The organism is Marinobacter sp. S0848L (assembly GCF_023016065.1).
Lineage (GTDB): Bacteria > Pseudomonadota > Gammaproteobacteria > Pseudomonadales > Oleiphilaceae > Marinobacter.
In genome coordinates this window covers 226,226-244,556 of sequence record NZ_JALKAQ010000002.1, presented here as the reverse complement: position 1 = coordinate 244,556, position 18,331 = coordinate 226,226, and the positions used below count along the sequence as shown (strand labels likewise).

Here is an 18,331-nt window from a genome sequence, read left to right as displayed (position 1 = left end):
TGTCAATCTTAAGTTAAGAATCTTACATAGGGAGCCAGCGAAGACGAACCAAGAGCCCCAACGGGGCATAAACCAAAGGAATGACTGCTGTTGTGAAGCAACTATTGATTGTCGAAGACGACCCAGGCCTTCAAAGCCAGATGCGCTGGTGTTTCAGCGACAACGTTGAAGTATCCGTGGCATCGGACCGTGACAGCGCACTGGCCGCACTGCGCCGCCTCGAACCCCAGGTGGTGACCTTGGATTTAGGTCTGCCCCCTGATCCCGGTGGTGCAACGGAAGGTTTTGCGCTGCTTGAAGACATTTTACGCCTTTCGCCCCAATCCAAAGTGGTGGTCGTTACCGGGCGGGAAGATAAAGAAAACGCGGTCAAAGCTGTGGGCATGGGGGCGTGTGATTTTTATCAAAAGCCCCTGGATGCAGACATTCTCACCTTTGTCGTCAACCGCGCTTTCCGGTTAGCCGAGCTTGAACAAGAAAACCGCCTACTGGCCAGCCAGAACAACGGTACGCATATAAAAGGCATTGTCGCTTCAAGCCCGGAAATGCTGGCCATATGCCGAACCGTCGAGAAGGTTGCGCCGACCGATGTCACCACACTGATTACGGGTGAAACCGGTACCGGCAAAGAACTGCTCGCACAAGCATTGCATGATCACAGCCAACGGGCAGATAAACCCTTCGCGGCAATCAACTGCGCAGCCATTCCCGAAAATTTGCTTGAGAGCGAACTTTTTGGTTTCGAAAAAGGCTCATTCACCGGTGCCACACAAAGCAAAAAAGGCAAGATCGAAAGCGCCAACGGCGGCACGCTGTTCCTCGATGAAATCGGCGACATGCCCATGCCACTGCAGGCAAAACTGCTAAGGTTCCTACAAGAGCGTGTGGTTGATCGCGTAGGCTCTGTAAACCCTATTCCTGTAGACATTCGAGTGGTGTGCGCAACACACCGAAACGTGCAAGACCTGATCACAGAAGGCACCTTCCGAGAAGATCTCTATTACCGCATCAGCGAAATCACTTTGGATGTTCCCGCCCTGCGCAGTCGGGAAGGAGACGCAATCGTCATTGCCCAATCACTGTTGATGAGTTTGGGCAAGCAAATGGACCGCCCGAACCTCTCCTTTTCCGAAGACGCGGCCCAGGCAATCAGCGCCTACTCATGGCCAGGCAACGTTCGTGAAATGATTAACAAGGTTAAGCGGGCGATTATTATGGCGGATGACAAGCGAATTACCGCTGACGATCTGTTACTGCCCTTTGAACAGGCGTGCGATTCGGATTACCAGTTAAATCTCAGGCAAGTTCGCGAACACGCAGAACGGAAAGCAATTTTACAGGCGCTGACACGCTGTGGCCACAACATGGCTCAAGCGTCACGCCTGCTCGGCATCACGCGGCCGACTCTTTATAACTTAACGGATAAGTACCGGATAGAAACGTCAACCGCGACCAACGGTACCTGAGATCTTCGAACGGAATAAGAAAGACCCGACAGAAAAAAGGAACAGGGCATGAAAATGAACAACATTGTGCGTGCATCGTTACTCTCAGTTGCCATCGCCTCGGTTGGCATCGCGGGTTGCAGCAACGAACCTGACATGTCACAGGACGACATTCAGTACATCAGCCACGTTGACCAAGCACGCTTTTTCCAAAGACAGGGCGAGCTAAAAGCAAGCACCATCGAGGCCCGGAGCGCTATACAACTCCAGCCTGAACGACCTGCCCCCTACTTCGTTATTATCGACAATTTGTTAACTGCCGGTGATGCGGCAAACGCCGAACGCCAAGTCGATAAGCTGGTGGCTGAAATCGGAGCAGATCAGTTAACTCACGCCGACAAAAACAAAGCGATACTGATTCGCGCCGAAGCACGGGCGCTCAGTGGTAAAACCGAAGGTGCTCTCGAAGCCCTTAAACAACTTGAATCTCCTTCCCCGGATCAGTCGCGGCAAGCCGACAATCTGAGAGGCAAGGCTTGGCTAATAAGCGGCGACCTGGATAAAGCCGAGCACGCATACCAACAAGCCATCAACAACCACACCAACAATGCTCTGGGTCACATCGGGTTATCCCGGGTAGCCGCTGCCCGCGACGACTTTGAATCCGCGAAAACGCATCTGGGCCACGCTGAAGGCATAGACGCTGAACATGAGGAACTTTGGCTCTGGAAGGCGCAGCTGCATCATATGCAGGGTAACTGGGCCGAGGCAGAACAAGCGTACATTCGAGCCCTCGAAACAATTGGTCAATACGACGTAATGACCTTCCAAAAGTACCAGACTATTTCGGCTCTGGTTACTGTATTGCGTCAACAGGGTAAATCCGCGGAAGCCTTCGTCTACGAAGAAATTCTGGCCAAATCGGCACCGGGCACGATCAAAAGCAACCTGGAAGCCGCGACCGCCGCCTATACAAGCGGGGACCTAGACACCGCCGGCAAATACTTGCAAGAAGTGCTGAACCAAGCGCCGGGGCATCAGCAAAGCACTCTTATGCTGGGCGTTGTGCGGTTCCGGCAGGGCCGCGCGGAAGAAGCGGAAAAGTTACTCGAGCCGCTGGCGGATATGGAGGATGCCGATGGCGTCCGCAAACTATTGGCCGCTACTCGAATTTCAATGCGTGACCCGCAGGGCGCGCAATCGATCCTCGACAACATCGATAACAAAGAATCCGACCCCCAGACGCTTGCCTTGGTCGGTATAGCGGCGCTTGCATCGGGCGATGAGCAAACGGGCCGCCCTCTGCTCGAAAAGTCTCTTGAGCTGGACCCAGACAACCACAACCTCAGGATTCGCTACGCCGCCTACCTGACCCAAATGAACGAGTATCAACCGGCGCTCGAACAAATCCGCAAAGTGCCGAAAGCTGCTGACGAAGCCTTACAGGCTCAGCTTCTTACCGCCCGCATTCAGACACTATCCGGCGACGCTGATAGCGCTCAGAAAACACTGGACAACTGGCTTTCCGATCATCCGGACAGCATCCGGGTGCTTCTGGCCAGAGGCCATCTCGCGAATAGCCTGGACCAACCCGCAGAGGCTGAAAAATACTACAAGACCGCGCAGGCCAAAGCCCCTGACAACCCCGCCCCGTTGGTAGCCATGGGTAATCTTGCCCGTAAATCAGACAACACCGAACAGGCAATAAAGTACTATAAACAAGCAATCGAACTTGACCCCAACCACGTCGGAGCCATTCAGGGGGCTGCAGTTACTATGGGCCGGGACAAGCTAACAGCGTTCATGCACACGATTAACGACCAAAATCCGCAAGCCGCTGGCCCTCGTTTAGTAATGCTTGAATCTGCGTTAATTAATAACGAAGCGTCTCAAGTCGATGAGCTTACTGCTCAGCTCATGGAGCGCGAACAAGAGGACCTGCCCAGCCCCAACGAGCCAATGGTTGCGACCGTCTACGAGGGCATAGCCACCCAAATGGCTCAGCGGGGAAATTTTGAACGGGCGCTGAGCATACTAAACAGAGGCCGAATTCTGTTCCCGGAATCTGAAAGCATATCTCTGAAACTGGCTACCATTGAGTTCCAACAGGGGAATACTTCTGAAGCGCGAGATGTTTTGCAAGATGTAAAACAACACCATCCAGACTCTCCCGCCCCCTATCAGGTTGAAGCTAATTTCTACGAGAACGCCGGTGAGCACCAGCAAGCCGCTGAACTCTACGAATTGGCAATTGAGAAACGCCGAACCCCGGAATTGGAGGTAGCCCACGCGCGCGCCCTCGCCCGCTCGGGACAAAGCCAAAAGGCGCTGGACGGACTGGAAGCCGCAGCTGAGCAATTCCCTAATAATCAGCCGATCTTGTTAAGTTTGGCGATGACTCATCAGCAATTGAATCAGCCTGATGAAGCGATTGCGCGCTACCAGGCGCTGATGGGCATCAACCCTGATAACCCCTTGGTCCTGAATAATTTAGCGTGGCTATATTATGAAAAGGGCGATGAGAAAGCGGCAAAAATTGCGCAGAAAGCCTATGAACTCGCACCGAATAACGCAGCTATTGCAGATACTTTCGGGTGGATTTTATTCGAAACAGGCAGACAGCCCGAGAGCGTACCTGTGCTCGAAAAAGCCCACGCGCTAGATCCCGAATCTAAAGAAATTGCCATGCACTTGGTTGAGGCTTATCGATTAGCTGGAAAAACAGATCGAGCTAAACAAGTTTTGGCCAAATTTCAAGAAACCGATCAAGGATAACCCGCATAACCCTACCGGTGTCATAACCAATCGTTCCTATGCGCCGGTGGCGGCTCACGCCTTTCACAACAATACTTTACTTAATGTTTCAGAACATAATAAGGGTGAGGTATGGCTACTATAAAAGCATTGGGGATAGGCACCATGGTGGTCGTCGTCAGCGGATGTCAGAGCTGGCAATTCAGGGACATTGAAAAGCTCCCTCCTACAGCCTCAGTCCCTGAAGTGAGCACCAAGGGTCAGGTGGACGTTTGGTACTACGATTCAATTTCTGGAAATAACGTTCAGAACCTTTTAGATTCAAACAAGTATCCTGACGCTCCAGATGAGGTATCGACCTTTACCGAACTGCGCCAACCGGCCAGCCGGGGAAACAACTACGGCACACTCATTCAAGGATTTCTCGCTCCGCCGACTACCGGTGAATATACCTTCTATATAAGCGGTGACGACGAAACTCAACTATGGCTCTCTGAAACCGAGAATCCTGACGCCGCAGTTCAGATTGCTATGACGATGGCCACACCCTTAGACAACTTTTCGAGGTACAGCTCCCAAACCTCTGGCGTGCGTTACCTTGAAGCCGGCAAAAAGTATTACTTTCAGCTTCGCCACAAAGAAGGCGGTTGGGACGACCACTTCACGGTAGCCTGGTCTGGCCCCGGCATCTCACAACAAGTGATTCGGGGCGAACATCTATACAGTTGGGCTAAAACTGCACCGGATGCCAAACCTGAATTGGGGACAGCTGAAGCCTATAAGCTTGGCTATAAAATCGGTTACTTCGATGCCGAACAAGGCTTGAGTTTCAATGATACTTATCCGCCACTCGACGAAGATGGCGACAACCTATACGACAATTGGGAGACACTGCACGGCCTAGACCCACGTAACCCAAGCGATGTGACTTCAGATTCTGACAACGACCTAATGACCGCGCTGGATGAATACTGGGCAGGCACAGATCCAAACTCAGAGGATACCGACGGCGATGGTCTCCCTGATGGTTATGAATACGCCTACGGAACGGACCCAACCAACCCCGCAGATGCTGACTTCGACATCGACGGAGACGGCTACAGCGCTCTCGATGAATACTTGGCCAATACGAATCCCGACGATGCAACCGATGCACCGCTTGCCGAACCCCTGTACGAGCCAGGCTTTGTTGGTCAGTACTTTACAGGAACCAACTTTGACCAGTTTGTTTACAGTCAAAAAGACGCAGAGATCGATTTCAGCTGGGGAAATGGTGGACCTTCCCCTGACATGCCAAAAGACAGGTTCAGTGCCCGCTGGCAAGGTTGGTTTACTCCACCCCACAGTTCAGGCACGAAAGAGTATACGTTTAGCACCACCACCGACGATGGTGTGAGGTTATACGTAAACGGGACATTGGTAATCGACCAATGGAAAAACCAGTCGCCCACAGAGTACACGGCGACCGCCAGCCTAGCCGCTGACCAGCCTGTTGCTGTCAACATGGAATATTTCGAATACGGCTGGGGTGCCACGGCTAAACTCACCATCAGCGAAACCGACACCGGCAAGATTCTCGCTCCGCAAAGCGTTATTCAACAACTTGCACTAAACAGCGAGTTTGCTGAAAGCAGCATAGGAGACGGAATAGGTGACCTTTACAAGTTGCGCTATGGTTTACCCCTTTTAAAGCCGGTCGGCACACAGGTATTTAACAACAGCGGCGTCACTGTTTTGGATGCCTATCAATCCGGGCTTCACCCTTACACTCTCGAAACTGTTTCGGCCCCCGATGCGCCCAACACAGCGGAGCCGGCTCCCAGCGATCCCACGCTCGGCAGCGTCACACTCACGTGGACACCGCCAGGTACACGCGTAGACGGTAGCAGCATTTCCCTCAGTGAAATCAAGAACTACAAGATTTCATACGGCCAGAACGTTGAAACATTAAACCAATCGCTGGACGTGGCAGCAGGGACGACAACAACCCAGATTACTGGCCTAACCGCTGGGGTTTGGTTCTTCACGATCCAGGTGATTGACAATAACGGGCTGAGTAGCGAGCCCTCTGAACCCGTTCAATATTCTGTTAAGTAAGAATACAGGTCGTCGAGATACTTTACATGGTGCTCAAGTATCCCGAATTAAACGACCAAATTTCAACAAGTTATATATTGGCACAGTGCATGCTTAGTGAGTTATTGAAGTATCTATAAGATCGCTCACTGGAGGAGTGGACAACATGAAAAAACTTACTCAAGGTTTAACACTGGCCGCGGCGATGGGCGTTACAGGTTTAGCTCAGGCTGCTTATATTGACGTTGTTGCAAACACTGGCCCCGCACAGGCTCCTGTTGCAGTTCCCGGAAACAACGACTATGCGAACGGTAACGGCATCCCCAACGGGGATTTTATTGGGCCACAGCATTACGGTCTCGGAGATACTGTACTTCTGTCCCATTCGCTTGAGTCAGTATCTAGCGATCCGTTCAAACTAACTTTTACGTATCTTGGTAAAGAGGCGGGCTATACCGGTTCTTTCCTGTATGAAGGCTCGGAAGTTTTTAACACAGACACCAGTGGATTGGGCGATACGTTTAGCGCGGTTTACAATGGTGGCTTAGCCAAACTCGATTTCGGTTTTTCTTCCGTGACAAACGGGCTGCCAGTAGCGCCTGCAGGTTCTGTATCGAATATGGGTACGGGCAATTTAGCCAACGGCTATAACTTCTCAATTTTTGATGCAGGTGAAGACTGGTTCATCCTGAGCCTGGATGATAACAACCAAACCGACGATAACCACGACGATATGCTCGTTATGGTGAAGGCCACAGCCGTTCCTGAGCCGGGCACACTTGCTCTGTTTGGTCTTGGCTTAGCCGGTATTGCTGTTCGAATGAGAGGCCGTAAAAAAGCCTAACATCGCTAGCATTGTGCTATGTTTAAAGGCCCTGCAACTGCGGGGCCTTTTTCATTTGGTTTCGGAACATGATCATACGAGTGGTATACGCAGGCAGTGGTCGCGGTCTACAGAAAGATGCCGAAATACTGTTGGAATCATTTACAAAGCTTGGGCACAGGTGCGAACTTCGTTGCGTACCACCTACCCCGCCATGGCGCAGCAATCTTTCCCGGTTACGAAACCTCGCTATTGAAAAGTATTTCCCTAAAGCTTTCAGTGCTCATTATTACGCATTCAATAGATGGTTAAAGATGTGCTTAAGCAAATCTGCGCCAGACATTAACCTCGTAATACATCTTGAGAACATACGGCCATCAGAGCTACACGTTAATGCAACGCACTGGCTCATTCCGAATCAGGAATGGTTTATCGAATCCCGATTGCCTTATCTACGGTTTGTTGATCAGATTCTTTGTAAAACCCACCAGGCCGTTGAGATTTTTTCCCGCAAACACTCGAACACTAGATACCTTGGGTTCACCGGTTCCATTTGCCCAATTAATCCAGAGACTCTCGATAAAGACTATGGGCTCGCTTTGCATGTTGCCGGCAATAGCCAATTTAAAGGCACGAAATCTCTGGTTAATTGTTGGAAAGAACACCCTGAATGGCCGAGGCTGGAAGTGGTATCACAACACCTAAACAGCAGCCCACCTCATAGCAAAAATATAAAACACCATAAGTCGCTTTCTGAGGAAGAGCTATCGGCTTTGTGGGAAAAGGCGGGAGTTGCCGTTATACCGTCAGAAGTAGAGGGTTACGGGCAGGTTCTAGCGGAAGCCATGGCCCACGGTTGCGTCACCATTACGACCGATGCCCCCCCAATGAACGAGGTTATCAACCGAAATCGCGGTTTCTTGATTGCACCCGTAAAGAATGAACCATTCCGGCTTGGCACTCGATACTTCGTCTCTTCGGCAAACATTGAAGAAACCATCACCGAAGTCCTCAACACGGAAAAGAGCAGACTTAAAGAGCTATCTGCAGCATCAATCGCTTGGTATCAACTTAACCATACCGAGTTCATTCAGCGATTACAGAGATTCCTTCATCCGATAAGCCGGCAAGCTCCTGATTAATAGTAGAGACAGATTGCGGGAACGTTGTCTCCACAAAGTTCACCAAACTATCCCGAGGGGCACATTCACCACAACGAACAGCCGCTATTAGGAGGCTGGCATCGCTTCGGTCACTGAAGAAGCCAAGTACCTGCGCCAGTTTCGCGCGCCACTGATCTGTCTCCCAGCGTCCTTCCACGAGATAGCTATAGGCAACATGGATATTTTCACCGGTTAACCGATTTTCGAGGGTGATGCCTTGGATCGGTATGCTCAGATCTGTTTCAACCCTGTAGAACTGCTGCGGCGCCCACACTGAACTGTCATATAGCTTATTGCTATACTGGATCAATTCAGCACGATGGCGTTGAAACTCATAGGTAAAAATACCCAAGTAGAACTGTTCATCGATACTGCCGTCGGACGAAATCCTCTGCCGATCAAATAAGGTTTGCGTGTAAGTCCGGTCCGGATTTTGAATTTGAGGGCGCCAGCCCGCAAGTTGGGCGCCAAACACCGGAGCATAACGCTGTTGAATATCAATACTGTAGTTTTCTGGATGGTCCGATACAGGCGATCGCTTTTCTGGTAAGGCGGAATAGGTGAGGACGACACAAACCAAGATTGCTCCAAGCGAGATGCCAACCGACTTTCTCGAGGAGACGGAACCGGTTTCGGCGCTCGCATTGCTCGAACACTCGCCGTCTCTTACCTCAAGCCGCCGAGCAATGAAATAGAGAGGCACTAAAGTGGCTGCAAATACCCACCAGCCAAAATTATCGTGATCTTCTATTAAGCTGGACTGCATGTTGGTTTCGTAACCCATATAGATAATGACAAACACCCGAATCCAATTTGCAACCAGAGCAAACGCAACTCCGCAACAGAAGAGCAAAACTCGAGAACTCAACCGTGAGAGGTACATCTCTCCGTATATCAAAACCAACGCCTGCCCAACCAATAAGTACCGCAACCCTGAACAGCCGTGAGCAACCTCAAAGGTCCCCACACCAATTAAGTAAACAAATACACCTTCGACCTCAAAATCAATATCCAGCAACCCCAGCAGGAACTTGTTTACTGCCACGGTAATCAATTGCAGATTCCACGATAAGAAATCCCACACAGGTACCGTAAGAAAAAGCAGTCCTACCGGGATAATCAGCCATCGTACTTGCCGCCACCCCATCAACACCGCCAGGGCACTGAGTAGCATTGGCACTAAAGTGAGCTGTTGCAATGCCTGTAAACGAATGAGCCCACCAAGCCAATAGCCCAACAAACTCAAACACAAAGGCACAAGCCAAAACGGATAAAAACCAGAAGTAACAGGGTGCCGTTTAACAGACTGCGCAATCAGAAATACGGAAACCGCCAATAAAAGAAACCCATGAGAATAGGACTCGTCCAGCTTAAACCAACGCGAAACCACGCCCTCAAGAGTAGGCCATGCCAATAATCCAAGCCCGCACAACACTAGTAGATAAGGCAAAAACTGCGCGGCGACACCTCGCCCTGGAATCCATTCCCTGATCATAAATACCCTATTCACAGCCTGAAAAAGCGGTTAACAGATGACACCAAACCCTGCGGCAAATATCCCCTTGCACCATATGCCGCCTTCAACACGGGCGAACGCACATATTCGACGGTAGGGAACCGAACGGTTTGGCCTTTAAAACGACTCTTATAAAACGTATTTTTCCCGGAGCCTGCCAACAAATCATAACTATCGATTTCAACGTTTCTGAAGGCGTCTTCGATAGAATACCCCAGATGTAAAGTACCCAACGAAATCTTGGGATGGAATTGTTCGCGAAACCCTGCCTGTAGATTGTAGATGCGATTCCTGGCATGGATGTCATAGAGCACCGATACGACGTTCTCGCCGGCCTTCAATACGGACAACTGTGCTTTTTGGGTATCGCCCAATCGAGCTAAGAGCAGCCGATGAAATCGCACAGCATCCGCGTCAAAGCAGGGTTTCCCCCATCGTGTCACATGAAAATCATTCAAGATTTCCAAAAAATTCTCGTGGTCGCTCCAGGCCAGACGATGACCTCCTAACGCACCTTCGAACAATGAACGACGGTTATAGACTTTCAAACGAGTATTTTTACCAAGAGTTGCAAGCCACTCGTCATGCGAGCCCGCGGTGTCAATCGCGATCCCCTCAGCCTCACTACGAACATGGCAGGTAACGCTCATCTGATGTTCAAGCGTTTGACCCCAGCCTGCGACTTCGCTCTCCGTCGCGTCCGCAAGGATAAGCTCATCCCAGGCCTCACCTTTTAAATAAACAGACAACGCCTCAAGCGCCTGTTCTTTGTATTGTCTATCGCAAATGCAACTAACGTATTCTGTGCGAACGGTCGGGCCAAGTTTCCATGCATTGCCAATCACATGAAGACGCTTCAAACGCCATCCGATAGGCGTTCTGTACCGACTAGCATACAAAGGCGCCAAAGCGACAAGTTGATCATCTCGATCGTAAACTGCCAGCAGCAACAATTGAAGATTTAGCTTATTACCCCAGACCTCCCACCAGGAGACCAGCCAAGGCCAGCTCATGAACAGAGGGTCCGCATCAGACCGAGAGAGCAGTTCCGCCCAGTTCTTTTCGAAACCGAATAACTGGGGTTCACTGAGAGCCCGAACGGTTAACATTATCTCACTCCACCGCGAAGCACGTTAATCGCCAACTTCGCAGCCAGTCGCCATGGACCCGACCAAGCCGGATATTGAACCAACGAACGGCCCAGATCACGCGCCGCACTCTTTGACCGGCCTACGGAGAGTTCGTACCGCCCTTTCCTATGGTAGAAACGGCTCAATCCCTGCCGTACCTCGAGTGAATCGAGTGCATCAGGATAAGCCTTTAAAAATTCCAGTATTAGCTCTTCATTAGCGTTAAAACGACTGTCTTTATCACTGGAGATTTGGTCTTCCATAACTCGGTAGTAACCCAGAACTTCTGGCAAATACAAAAACTGATATCGCGTCGAAAAACGCAGCCATAAGCCATAATCCTCGGCTAGCCGATCATTGCTATCAAAGGCGCCCAATTCGTCAAAACAGCGCCTACGGGTCATGGTCGTGTTCATACTGACAAAGTTGTCGCAAATCAGCATTGGGGTTATCCGGCCAGAATAGCGTGTCATTCGATTTACGCCTAACTCACGGCCCTCAGCATCGATGACAACATAATCGCCGTATACAACATCCGATTGAGGGCGCTCATCAAACGCCTGCAGAGAAGCAGCCAGCTTTGTTTCAACCCAGGCATTATCCGAATCCAGAAAACAAATGAACTCACCGACTGATTCGGCAACGCCTCGGTTCCGAGCAACACTCTGCCCCCTATTCGGCTGCTGAAAATAGCGAACCCGAGGGTCATCTAAATACCGCTGCATCAGTTCTGGCGTATGGTCCGTTGAACCATCGTCAATGACGATTAGCTCAAAATCACCAAACGTCTGTGCGAGCACGCTCTCAATCGCTACAGGCAGATAGTCTGCTCGATTAAACGTTGGCGTGATCACTGATACCCGAGGCTTGTTTGCCATAACTGCTACGCTTCCCTGTCGTACTTACCCTGCTTTCACTTAAGCAAAACGGCGAAAAAAGACCGCCATACCGTATACTCCAAAGGCGCGTACCGAATCGCCTTTCCTATCTCCTTTATTCCCTCAGCCTTGCTTCCTGCGCTTCCTAGGTAGCGCCCCTTGCGAAGATGAAAATGTGCAAAACCGCGGTCGAATTCTTTAATGGACAGAGCGTCCGGGTAGTCCCGTCTAAAATCGCGAATAATTTCTTCGTTAACTTTAAAGCGACGAGTTTTATCAGAAGAAATCTGATCCTCCATAACCCGATACCAAGCCCAATATTCGGGTTCATATCTAAAAATGTACTTGGCCGATAAGCGAAGCCACAAATCGTAATCATCAGCAACTCGCCGCTTACCGCTCATTCCTCCCATTTCATCAAAACACTTCCGGCGCGCCATGGTTGTGTTCATCGCCACGCAATTATCCTTAATCATCTGATAAGCAATGCGGCCAGAATAACGCGACATATTTTTACGGCTGATCTCACGTCCGTTTTCATCGATAATGACATTATCGCCATACAACACGTCTGTTTCGGGATGTGCTCCAAACAACCGAACTTGCTGTTCAAGCTTCTGCTTTGGCCAGTAATTATCGGAGTCCAGGAAGCAGATAAACTCTCCTTTCGCCTCAGCCAAAGCCAGGTTTCGCGCTACACTTTGCCCCTGATTCTCCTGCCGAAACAGCTTGATCCGGCTATCGTTCAAGTATGGTGCGAGCACTTCCGATGTATTGTCTTCAGAGCCATCGTCAACGATCAAAAACTCGAAATCAGGGTAGCTCTGAGACAATACACTTTCGACGGCCTCGCCTAGAAAATCCGCTCGGTTGTACGTTGGCGTGATGATGCTCACTAAGGGCCGATGAAGCGACATTACACGTTTTCCCTGTGGTTGATATTCTCATTCCAAGATTCACTTGCGGCTTGCAACAATTCACCGTCGGAATCCCCACCCATAATGAACCAGCCTTCCGTGTTACGTTCGCACTCTGCGGGGCTAAACTCCCTTGGAGATGTCCATACATAAAAGCGTGGCTGCTCACGCCCTTGGTAAAAACCCAGGGACTTCATAATCTTTTTGAACTGCAGGTCTGAAGTCATCGCCGAGACGGCTTTCGCATCGGGCCAGGTATCTAGCACCCCTTTGATTAACGCTCGTTTAACGCCTAAATCTCGGGCGGGCCCCATGTAATCAACAAGGCGCAGTTGCCCCCCGGACGCCCGAACGATACCAATTGCTTTTAATTTGTTAGCGCTGTCACTTAGCTCTAGGAAACTGTACGTAGCCAAAGGGTGCGTCTCATAACGCCAGTGCAGGTAGGACCAGTTTCGGACAACCACTTTGTTATAACCGGTTTTCACATCGTCCCACAGGGCGTCAACGGCAGGCTGTTCCGGAAGTGTCTCACGCACTGAAACGGAGTACTCATCGCCACCAAAGGTCCAGTTAACAACCGACGTCATACGCTGGAAAACTGAAAGTGCGTGGTCACGCATGGAGGATGGGCATCGGATCTTTTTAAGAAAGTGAACATCATTGTTGGGTTGCCAACCCATGCGTTTCAAAACAATGGCGGCAACTGGGCTAATACCAAAAGAAATAAGTATCGGAGATTGTTGAGCAAGTTCTTCTTTGATTAATCGCCCTACTCCCTTACCCCGAAGTTCACTAGAAACTTTAAAGTCGCAACTCCACAGACCTTCGCGATGCTTACCGTGCCATAAAATAGCCACAGGAACCACGCCATTAAAACCTGCTACACGATCACTTTCTACCGCAACAACAGGCTGAAAACCGCTTTTAACCGTACCGGGATTCAATAGGAACTGATATTCCCACATAGCTTTTTTGAAAGGCACATCAGAAAACAGTGCCAGTACTTGATCACGATGTAATTGGTCATTATAAGGAACAACTTTAGCCAAAAGACCGCTCCAGCCAAGCAAGAAACATCAGGATTCCCCACAGTTCGGAGGAGTAGTCCTCCCGCCCGCGCAAGTGTTCCTGCCAAAAAGCCAAAACAACCTTTTCATCCAAGAAGTCTTGCTTGCGGAATACGGAAGGCGCGAGTAAAGACTCTGCCCAGTCGCGCAGAGGCCCTCTTAACCACTGGCCAATTGGCACCGCAAAACCTTGTTTGGGGCGGTCGACCAGTGCTTGTGGTACATGTCGAAATAGAACACTACGTAACACCTGCTTTCCAACACCACCTCTAACGTTATAGCTCAAGGGTAGTGATAGCGCGAAAGCAACAACCTTCGGGTCCAGCATCGGGATGCGAGTTTCCAAACTGCAAGCCATGGCAGATCGGTCTACTTTCACCAGAATATCATCGGGTAAGTACCAGTTTAGATCTCGCCACATCAGAGTCTTCATGCTGTTATCCGGCACGTCTTGTGGCAGCGGACTGTTTAATCCATAGACGCCCTCGGGAAATGGCTGCGTGATACCTTCTGGCCCATTCCAAAACGAGACCGACTGGCGATAAAACTCTGAGATATTACCGGCTTTTGCCATGGCTCGTTCAGCTTGCAAGCGATGGGCAACCGCCAAATGTGAACGCCCTCTCTGCGAGGGTACAGCTGCGCGTATGGCCCTGCTTGCCAGGGCCTCGGGCAGGAAGGATGCAGCTTTGCGCCCTAGAGACTTAGCACCGAACCGATTCTGCCAACGATTAAATACGGATTGATAGCGGGTGTAACCGCAAAACAGCTCGTCGCCACCGTCTCCGGAAAGCGCAACCGTGACGTGCTTACGGGTCATTTGGCTGACCAAGAAGGTTGGCAACTGCGAGGAGTCTGCAAAGGGTTCGTCGTAAAGCTCGGGCAATTGAGGAACCAAGTGCAGAGCATCCGCTGGCTTTACGTAAAGCTCGGTATGTTGGGTGCCGAGATGCCGCGCCACTTCGGCCGCATGGATCGCCTCGTTAAAACCGGGGTCATCAAACCCAATACTAAAGGTCCGGACTGGGTTGGATGCCCGAGATTGCATCAGCGCGACGACAGTTGAAGAATCAATTCCACCAGAAAGGAATGCGCCTAAAGGCACATCAGACACCATCTGGTCTTCGATCACATCGCCTAACAGGCTCTCGAGTTGCTGACTGCAATCTTCAAACGTGCCCTCAGCCCGCTTGCTAAAGCACGTTTCGAGTTGCCAGTAACGTTTAGGGGCTGGAGCCTGACCAGAAGTGAGACTCGTTAAATCAAAAGAAATCAGCGAAGCCGGTGGTAACTTGAAAATCCCTGGGTGAATACTCCATGGGGCTGGAATAACGTTATGGCGCAGCAACAGGGCCAACGCTTTCGGCTCTATGCCTCCTTTCCAGTCCGGGTGCACACGCAGCGCCTTTAACTCGGACCCAAACAGTAGTGTTTTCCCCTGCCAACCGTAATACAGGGGCTTCTCCCCCATGCGGTCCCGCGCTAGGAAGAGCCTTCGTTTATGAGTATCTACCAAGGCAAAGGCAAACATCCCGGAAAAGCGCTCAAGACTTGCTTCCAACCCCCACGCTTCAATGGACGCAAGCATGACTTCAGTATCTGAATGGCCTATGAAAACGCAGCCACCCTTCTCTAAGTCCTTTCGAATCTGCCGGAAGTTATAAATCTCCCCGTTAAACGCGATCACGTAACGGCCAGAGGCCGATGCCATAGGCTGTGCCCCTGCGGGAGACAGATCCTGAATAGCCAAGCGCCGGTGAACTAACCCCACACCCAGCCCTTCGCCAATCCACACGCCGTCAGCATCTGGCCCACGATGGGCTATCGCCCGCCCCATCCTGCGCAACGTATTCTCTGTTAGCCCAGAGCCCTGAAGGCTTACAAACCCGGCAAAACCACACATTTGCTACGTCCTTTTATGCATGCGAGCAATTTTGGCACCCAGAAATCCTCGTTCTTCCTTGTTCAGCACCAGCAACCAGAAGCCGGCTAGCCAGCTAAGGCTACTTAACCCCGCTCCTACAAGGATATCGGTGTAAGAATCATAAATCAGGTACTCACCGACAATCACTAAAACCAGCGCCATAATTCCAGCTGGCAAAAACCCAGGCAGAACTGACGACTGCAGATAATAGAGCACGGAGATACCCAAGTGTCGGCAGGTGTAATGAAGATACAAGGGCACAAAAATCAGACCGGGTACAACCGACGCAAAAGCCACGCCTTCCAAGCCGAAGGGATGCACTAGTATAAGACTCAAAGCTACGTTAATCGCCGCCGCGATTGGCGTCAGCTTAGCTAAAATACCATGTTTATTAATGGCAGTGAGGTACCGACTTGAGAAGGGATTGATAAAAGGAAGAATTGTGAAGAACACCAAAAACACGATGATAAGGCCCGCTTTTTCAGCAAACTCCGGCTCAAGCCAAACCGAAATGAACGGCACACCCAACATTAAAGCCCCGGTACCCATGGCAAGTAAAATACTGACAACATATCGGGACGAAACAACGAACACCTGCCTAATCGTTGTTTCGTCGGATTTCGCACTTAGTCCACTGAACAACGGCATAAACGCATGAGTTAACGTCCACCCCATTGTCCTAATCTGCTGCGTGAGGTTGGCGGGAATACTGTAAAACGGAACCATCGCAGGGCCGAGAACCATCCCGATCACCAAGACATCGGTCGCATTTTCGACTCTTGACGCAATACCCTGCACAAAAGACTTAAAACCAAAACCAATCAATTCCTTTAGCCGAGCCCACGAATAGTTACCAGCCTGTGCCTTAAGCGCTCCATATGCAGGCCGGGAAAGTATCCACATGAATAGTACATACTTTATCGATAATCCGATTCCATTAATCCCAGCTAAAAGCAAAAGACCGTTTTCAGGGGTTATAAACGCGTATAAAAGACTTGATCCTACAATCGAATTAATAATCGTAACGTTATTCTTTAAATAGTATTTCTGAAACCCCTCAAGGTAGCTTTCAGACACATAACCAGGAAAAGAAATTAAAAGGTAAGCACCAATAATGATCAGCAGCAGAGTGTATTTTTGGTTAGGTTCGCCTGTTGGCGCAAGGGAAGATGAAAACCAATTCCCCCATAGGAAAAAGAAAAGGAAAAGAAGCGCACCTACAACGGCCATAAATGCCAGTGCAGACACATACACAGATTGAAGTGCAACTTCGTCATTTTCTGCATGGTGCTTCGCTGCGTATCGACTAATTGCAGGTCTTAATCCGAGATCAAGTATCCCCATATAGCCAATAACGGCACCAATCATCTCCCATAGACCGTAATCATACTTGCCCAAATTATGTACAAATATGGGCGTCATGATGAAAGTAATCGCCAGCTTAACGAACATCACCAGAACGTTTGACCCAGTGTTCACTAACAGCGTTCGGATCACTTTTCCTGTTCCGTACTATCAAGCGCCGAATTGAATACACTCAAAAGAGTTTCTGCCGTGGCGGATACATTAAATCGCTTTGCTGCAATCGCTCTGAAATCAATAGACTTCGAGGCAAAATCTGCCTGCCGTTCCTCAAATTCAGAAAGCCGGGCAAGCAAGCCCTCTAACGAACCCACATCAAAAATCAAAGCAGGTGTGTCTTCAGCGACTTCCTTCAAACCAATACAGTTGGTTGCAATCAGAGGTTTACCAGCCACCATCACTTCCATCGGCAGCAACGGGCAGGCCTCCCAGCGGGATGGCATAACAACCGCATCAACACCTCGAATGGCTGCGCCCATCTCATCCGTACCGGGAAAAAAATGAAAATACTGGTCAAGTTTCCTACGCGCGATATCCGCCTGTTCCTCACGAATAAATCCTCCCCAGCCAAAACAACACACGTGAAGGGGCCTGCCAAGCTGCGCACCGTTCCACTGTTCGACAGCATCAACCAACAAACCGAATCCTTTCTGGGCCATAAATCGGCCAAAGAAGCCAACGACTAGGGCGTTTTCGGGAATGCGAGCCTCTTTCCGAAGCTCTCTGGCGCCGTCTCCAAGAAATGCCTGGGTTCTGATGCCATTTCTTACAGCCTGAACCCGCCCCTTCCCGGCGAGGGCAGGAAAGGTTTCCCGAAAGTTCTCAGCGGCATCTTCACCCACGGGATTAACCACATTTGCTAGGGAAAATAGGCGGGCCATAATGAACTTTTTAAGCCCTCCTAGCCTGCTTGAAAAGTGGCCGGGCATAAAAACATCATGCGTTGTAATGATGTGAGGGATACGCAATATCCAAAGCGGAAATGCAGAGATCAGGCCGGCGGTAAAACCATGAGAGTGAACCAATGCCGGCCGATTTTTCATTACAAACCGTAAAAGTGAAATTAACAGATTTACATTACTTTCCGTGGTTTGTTCTCTTACGTAAACGTTGTCTATACGATTTACCAAAGACTCCAGAGCCGAAGATTTCGGTGCTATGAGGTTAAACTCAAAATCCTTGAATACTTTGTCCCCATAAACATAAGAGAAATAGGTTCGAATTCCTCCACCTGGGTGCCTAGCAAATACAACAACTTGCATTCAAAATTCCC

The 18,331-nt window shown here is 50.1% G+C and carries 13 protein-coding genes; 5 read left to right on the top strand and 8 right to left on the bottom strand.

Annotated features, from left to right (window positions below):
• Positions 1 to 80: 80 nt before the first annotated feature.
• The 5 genes from prsR (at position 81) to MWU64_RS04240 (ending at position 8,240) form a co-directional block, all read left to right on the top strand.
• Positions 81 to 1,466 carry a PEP-CTERM-box response regulator transcription factor gene (gene prsR, locus MWU64_RS04260; RefSeq protein ID WP_281496232.1) on the top strand — a complete coding sequence of 462 codons (1,386 nt, stop codon included), beginning with the start codon at positions 81 to 83 and terminating at the stop codon, positions 1,464 to 1,466.
• Positions 1,467 to 1,514: 48 nt separating this feature from the next.
• Complete coding sequence (locus MWU64_RS04255) at positions 1,515 to 4,220, top strand: tetratricopeptide repeat protein (protein ID WP_247061523.1); 2,706 nt, start codon at positions 1,515 to 1,517, stop codon at positions 4,218 to 4,220.
• A 111-nt stretch (positions 4,221 to 4,331) separates the two neighbouring features.
• Positions 4,332 to 6,296, top strand: a complete 1,965-nt coding sequence (locus MWU64_RS04250; RefSeq protein ID WP_247061514.1) for a PA14 domain-containing protein — start codon at positions 4,332 to 4,334, stop codon at positions 6,294 to 6,296.
• Between the two features lie 145 nt (positions 6,297 to 6,441).
• On the top strand, positions 6,442 to 7,119 hold the full coding sequence (locus MWU64_RS04245; RefSeq protein ID WP_247061512.1) for a PEP-CTERM sorting domain-containing protein: 678 nt from the start codon (positions 6,442 to 6,444) through the stop codon (positions 7,117 to 7,119).
• Between the two features lie 68 nt (positions 7,120 to 7,187).
• Positions 7,188 to 8,240, top strand: a complete 1,053-nt coding sequence (locus tag MWU64_RS04240; protein WP_247061509.1) for a glycosyltransferase — start codon at positions 7,188 to 7,190, stop codon at positions 8,238 to 8,240.
• Here the strand turns inward: MWU64_RS04240 and MWU64_RS04235 are convergent.
• The 8 genes from MWU64_RS04235 to MWU64_RS04200 are packed head-to-tail and all read right to left on the bottom strand — an operon-like array spanning position 8,185 to position 18,320.
• Positions 8,185 to 9,756 carry an exosortase/archaeosortase family protein gene (locus tag MWU64_RS04235; RefSeq protein ID WP_247061507.1) on the bottom strand — a complete coding sequence of 524 codons (1,572 nt, stop codon included), beginning with the start codon at positions 9,754 to 9,756 and terminating at the stop codon, positions 8,185 to 8,187. The two genes, MWU64_RS04240 and MWU64_RS04235, sit on opposite strands and share 56 nt — an antisense overlap.
• An 11-nt stretch (positions 9,757 to 9,767) precedes the next feature.
• Positions 9,768 to 10,886, bottom strand: a complete 1,119-nt coding sequence (locus MWU64_RS04230) for a GNAT family N-acetyltransferase (RefSeq protein ID WP_247061487.1) — start codon at positions 10,884 to 10,886, stop codon at positions 9,768 to 9,770.
• Positions 10,886 to 11,785, bottom strand: coding sequence for a glycosyltransferase (locus MWU64_RS04225; RefSeq protein ID WP_247061485.1), 900 nt, complete (start codon positions 11,783 to 11,785; stop codon positions 10,886 to 10,888). Before MWU64_RS04225 ends, MWU64_RS04230 begins: the two co-directional genes overlap by 1 nt.
• A 35-nt stretch (positions 11,786 to 11,820) precedes the next feature.
• On the bottom strand, positions 11,821 to 12,702 hold the full coding sequence (locus MWU64_RS04220; protein ID WP_247061483.1) for a glycosyltransferase: 882 nt from the start codon (positions 12,700 to 12,702) through the stop codon (positions 11,821 to 11,823).
• Complete coding sequence (locus MWU64_RS04215; RefSeq protein WP_247061480.1) at positions 12,702 to 13,754, bottom strand: GNAT family N-acetyltransferase; 1,053 nt, start codon at positions 13,752 to 13,754, stop codon at positions 12,702 to 12,704. The genes MWU64_RS04220 and MWU64_RS04215 overlap by 1 nt, the downstream gene beginning before the upstream one ends.
• Positions 13,747 to 15,675, bottom strand: coding sequence for an asparagine synthase (glutamine-hydrolyzing) (gene asnB / locus MWU64_RS04210; protein ID WP_247061478.1), 1,929 nt, complete (start codon positions 15,673 to 15,675; stop codon positions 13,747 to 13,749). The genes MWU64_RS04215 and asnB overlap by 8 nt, the downstream gene beginning before the upstream one ends.
• Positions 15,676 to 15,678: 3 nt before the next feature.
• Positions 15,679 to 17,193, bottom strand: coding sequence for an oligosaccharide flippase family protein (locus tag MWU64_RS04205; protein ID WP_247061476.1), 1,515 nt, complete (start codon positions 17,191 to 17,193; stop codon positions 15,679 to 15,681).
• The gene (locus MWU64_RS04200) at positions 17,190 to 18,320 is read right to left on the bottom strand and encodes a glycosyltransferase family 4 protein (RefSeq protein WP_247061466.1); all 1,131 of its coding nucleotides are present in this window, start codon (positions 18,318 to 18,320) and stop codon (positions 17,190 to 17,192) included. The genes MWU64_RS04205 and MWU64_RS04200 overlap by 4 nt, the downstream gene beginning before the upstream one ends.
• Between the last annotated feature and the right edge of the window lie 11 nt (positions 18,321 to 18,331).